Source organism: Terriglobales bacterium (genome assembly GCA_035624475.1).
Taxonomy (GTDB): domain Bacteria; phylum Acidobacteriota; class Terriglobia; order Terriglobales; family Acidobacteriaceae; genus DASPRL01.
The window spans coordinates 1-4,210 of record DASPRL010000145.1; the positions used below are offsets into that span (position 1 = coordinate 1).

5 protein-coding genes and 1 tRNA gene are annotated in these 4,210 nt (G+C 64.5%); 3 read left to right on the forward strand and 3 right to left on the reverse strand.

The genetic code is table 11. The annotated features are described in order from the left end of the window. The 3 genes from VEG08_06140 to VEG08_06150 form a co-directional block, all read left to right on the forward strand. The coding region (locus VEG08_06140) for a carbon monoxide dehydrogenase subunit G (protein HXZ27565.1) at positions 1-400 on the forward strand (400 nt) is incomplete at its 5' end. Between the two features lie 56 nt (positions 401-456). After that, positions 457-936: a bacterioferritin gene (bfr, locus tag VEG08_06145; GenBank protein ID HXZ27566.1), complete on the forward strand. Its 480-nt coding sequence runs from the start codon at positions 457-459 to the stop codon at positions 934-936. Between the two features lie 126 nt (positions 937-1,062). Further along, positions 1,063-1,152: transfer RNA gene (locus VEG08_06150), tRNA-Ser, on the forward strand. A 126-nt stretch (positions 1,153-1,278) separates the two neighbouring features. Here VEG08_06150 and VEG08_06155 read toward each other — a convergent pair. The 3 genes from VEG08_06155 to VEG08_06165 form a co-directional block, all read right to left on the reverse strand. Beyond that, a complete protein-coding gene (locus tag VEG08_06155; GenBank protein HXZ27567.1) occupies positions 1,279-1,911 on the reverse strand; it encodes a cytidylate kinase-like family protein in 633 nt (210 codons plus the stop codon). A gap of 5 nt (positions 1,912-1,916) precedes the next feature. Next, a complete protein-coding gene (locus tag VEG08_06160) occupies positions 1,917-3,512 on the reverse strand; it encodes a DHA2 family efflux MFS transporter permease subunit (GenBank protein ID HXZ27568.1) in 1,596 nt (531 codons plus the stop codon). Then, positions 3,509-4,210: HlyD family secretion protein (locus VEG08_06165; protein ID HXZ27569.1), on the reverse strand; the 702-nt coding region annotated here is incomplete at its 5' end. The genes VEG08_06165 and VEG08_06160, both read right to left, overlap by 4 nt.

Sequence of the window (4,210 nt, forward strand, 5' to 3'; positions counted from 1 at the left end):
CGTCTGGCGCGTGCTCATGGACCCGGGCGCGCTGCAGCGCTCCATCCCCGGCTGCCAGAAGCTGGAGGCCATCAGCCCCAACGCCTACCGCGCCACCATCAAGGCGGGCGTGGGTCCCATCAAGGGAACCTTCAGCGGTGACATGACCATCGCCGACATCGTCCCAGAGAAGTCCTACACCCTGACCTCGCACACCAAGGCGCCCATGGGCTTCGTGGAAGGGAAGGGAAAGGTCGTGCTGGAAGACGCGGGCGGGGAGACCGTGGTGCGTTATTCGGGCGAGGTGAAGATCGGGGGCATGCTGGCCTCGGTGGGCGAGCGCCTGATCGACGCCGCCGCCCGCAAGAACATCAGCGAGGTCTTCGCCAACCTGGCGCGCGAGTGCGCCCCGCGCGCCTAAGCCGCCTCGTCTCTGATAAGCTAATCACGCTGTCATCTCATCTACCGGAGGGACCCGTGAAAGGCGATCGCAAGGTCCTGGCCGTCCTGCAAGAGGTGCTCAAGGCGGAACTCACCGCCATCAACCAGTACTTCCTGCACGCCGAGATGTGCGAGAACTGGGGCTACCACCGCCTGGCCGCGCACACCCGCAAGGAGTCCATCGAGGAGATGGGCCACGCCGAGAAGCTGCTGGAGCGCATGCTGCTGCTCGACGGCTCGCCCAACATGAGCGACTACTTCAAGATCAACATCGGGCAGAACGTGGAGCAGCAGTTCAAGAACGACCTGCAGGTGGAGTACGAAGCGGTGAAGCGGCTGAACGCCGGCATCGCCGCGTGCGTCGCGGCCGGCGACAACGGCTCCCGCGAGCTGCTGGAGAAGATCCTGGTCGACGAGGAAGAGCACATCGACTACCTGGAGGCCCAGATCCACGCCATCTCGGAGATGGGCATCGAGAACTACCTCGCCCAGCAGATGCACGAAGGCAAAGAGTAGCGGCGCGCCCCGCCGCAACTGAGACGGCCGGAAGCTCCGCTTCCGGCCGTTTCATCTGTCCGCGGCCGGTCCCCGGCCGGGTCAGTACGCTACAATAGAGTCCGCCTTCCAGCAGTGTCCCCAAGCGGAGAGATGGCCGAGTGGCTGAAGGCGCACGCTTGGAAAGCGTGTATACGGGAAACCGTATCGTGGGTTCGAATCCCACTCTCTCCGCCAGTTTTCAGTGACTTAGAGAGCCCCGCAGTCCATCTGCAGTCCATTTAGGCCCGGAGGGCCATCTGGACCACCTTGCTGCGCGCCTGGCGCTCACTGTCGGGCAGCGCCCCACCATCGACGAGATGCCTAGGCTCTGGCATGGACAGATGCAAAGGTCTTCATGAGATTTAAGATCGCCTCCATGACCGCCGCGTCGCCCGGCGCGGTATTGATCATGGCGTGATAGAGCGAGCGGTTCGGCCACTCCGCGTGGAAGTACTTGGCGATGAAGTCGGCGCGCTCCTGATCGACGGTGTCGACCAGTTCCTCTGCTTCCTCCTCGGTTCTGCCGCGCGCGCGCAGACGCCTCACTTTGTCCTCCCGGGGCGCGTAGAGAAAGATCCGCAGGGTGTCGTCCCGGTCCCGGAGGAAGTACTGCGATCCCCTGCCGACGATGACGCAGTTCCCCCTCTTGGCGGCGTGCCGGACGATCTGCTCCGCCAGCTTCAAGATGCTCTCGCTGTCGACCACGTTCAGCTTGTGGGCGTTGAGGCTGCCCTCATAGCTGCCGCGCAGGAACGACTTGAAGAGACGGTAATAGACGGGGTCCCTGCGCTCCTCTCTCTGCTCGACCACCCTCTCCGGACAATCCCCCAGGCGGGCGATCTCCTCGGTCAGCCGATGATCCCAGAGCCTCCAGCCCAGATGCTGGGCGAGCTGCTCCGCAATCTCGGCGCCGCCGCAGCCGTACTCCCGGTCGATGGTCACGATCTTGATCATGGTCCCTAGCCGACCGCCACTTCGCCTCCGCCGCCCGGGGAATTCTTCTTCAAGATGAAAGCCAGGAAGAACATGATGCCAGCAATCACCGCCAGGACCTTGAAGGTGTCGATGTACGCCAGGCTGGCGGCTTGCACTTGCAGACCCCGATAGATTCTGGCATAGGCTAGCACGGTCCCACCGGGCGGGCCTGCGGGGGAGTGAGCCAGCAGATGCGCCAGACCGCCGGTCGCACCCTGGAAGGCCGGGCTTCCGGGGATGAGATGGCCGACCAGGATCTCCTGGTGATATTGCGAGCGCCGGGCCAGCATGGTGGTGACCAGCGAGGTGCCCACGCTGCTTCCCATGTTGCGCATGAAATTGACGATGCCGGCGACGGCGTTGTTCTTGTCGGCGGGAACCCCGATGTAAGCCACCAGCGTGATGGGCACGAACAGGAAGCCGATGCCGATGACCTGGACGACTCGCAGCCGCAGGGCCGCACGGAAGCTGATCAGCAGGTCGATCTGCTGCGTGGAATAGAGCATGCCCAGCGCCAGGAAGAGCCAGCCCAGGGCGATCAGGTATCGCGCCTGGACCTTGGTGGTCAGTTGCCCCATGAGGGGCATCTCGATGAGCAAAACCAGTCCTCCCGCGGAGAGGGCAAAGCCGGCTATCTGCGCGGTATAGCCCAGCAGGGTCTGGAGGAACAGGGGCATCATGACCAGGCTGGAGAACAGCAGGACTCCCAGCATGAAGAACATCAGGTTGGCGCTGGCGAAGTTGAAGCTCTTGAACAGTTTGACATCGACGATCGGGGCCGGGTGGCGCCACTCCCAAACCACCAGCGAGACCAGGCAGACGGCTGCCACCACGGCCAGGGTCAGGATGAAGTGCGATCCGAACCAGTCGTCCTCCTGGCCCTTGTCGAGCAGGATCTGCAGCGCTCCGATCCCCAGCGCCAGCAGCGCGATGCCCACGTAGTCCAGCTTGACCCCGGCTCGCCTCAAGCGGCTCAGGTAGGGCGGGTCCTGGACCAGGCGATAGACCAGGAACAGGGTTACCACCCCGACCGGCAGATTGATGAAGAAAATCCAGCGCCAGGAGTAGTTGAAGGTGATCCAACCACCCAGAGTAGGACCGATGGTCGGCGCCATGACGGCAGTGATGCCATAGAGGGCGAAGGCGAGGCCGCGCTGGTGCGGGGGAAAGGTGTCGGCCAGGATGGCCTGGGCCATGGGCTGCAGGCCGCCTCCCCCGGCGCCCTGCAGGACGCGGAACAAGAGCAGCAGACCCAGGCTGGGCGCCAGCCCGCAGAGCAGGGAACTGATGGTGAACACGACCAGGCAGCCCATGAAGAAGCGCTTCCGGCCCAGCGCGCCCGCCAGCCATCCGCTGATGGGCAGAACGATGGCGTTCGACACCAGGTAGGAAGTCAGTACCCACGTGCTCTGGTCGTTACTGGCGGCCAGGTCACCCGCGATGTAGGGCAGGGCCACGTTGGCGATGCTGGTATCGAGCACCTCCATGAAGGCCGCCATCGCGACTACCACCGCGATCAGCCAGGGGTTGACCGCCGGCCGCGAGAGGTCCTGATCGAGGGTGAGGGTGGCGGAACTCATTTCAGGAACACATCCGGCACCACGTTCATGCCCGGGCGAAGTTGGCGGTCCCGGTTCTCGCCCGGTTCGAGGACGATCTTCACCGGGATCCTCTGGACGATCTTCACGTAGTTGCCGGTGGCGTTCTCCGGGGGGAACAAGCTGAAGGTGGGGCCGGTGGCGCCGGCGATGCTGTCCACGTGCCCTCGGAAGGTGCGGCCGCTGGAATCGGCATGGATCTCCGCCTTCTGTCCTACCCGCATGTGCGCCAACTGGGTCTCCTTGAAATTCGCTGTGATCCACACCTCATCGAGCGGGACTACGGTGAGCAACTGCTGCCCGGGCTGCACATTCATGCCGACGACCACGGTCTTGTTCACCTCGCCACTCACCGGCGCCACGATCTTGGTGTACTGGAGATTCAACTGCGCCTGCTCGAGGGCGGCGCGCTTCTGGAGCACGTCGGCGACCGCGGCGCGCGCGCGCGCCCGGGTCGACGAAAGCTGTTGCGGCCCAGTCTCGGCATACTGGTGGCTCGCCTCCGACTGGGCGAGACGGCTCTTTGCCTGCTGCACCGCCTGTTCCGCTGCTACCTCGTTGGCTTTGGCGGCGGCGACCGAGGCCGTGCTGGCTTTGGCGCTGGCCAGCGCCTGGTCGTAGGCCTGCGCCGACACGTCCTGCTTGTCCACCAGCCGCTTGTAGCGCTGCAGGTCGTCCTG

What these genes read in the sequence shown, in the direction of transcription:
- VEG08_06155 (HXZ27567.1), bottom strand. Translation starts at nt 1,911, where the DNA reads ATGATCAAGATCGTGACCATCGACCGGGAGTACGGCTGCGGCGGCGCC.
- VEG08_06160 (HXZ27568.1), bottom strand. Translation starts at nt 3,512, where the DNA reads ATGAGTTCCGCCACCCTCACCCTCGATCAGGACCTCTCGCGGCCGGCG.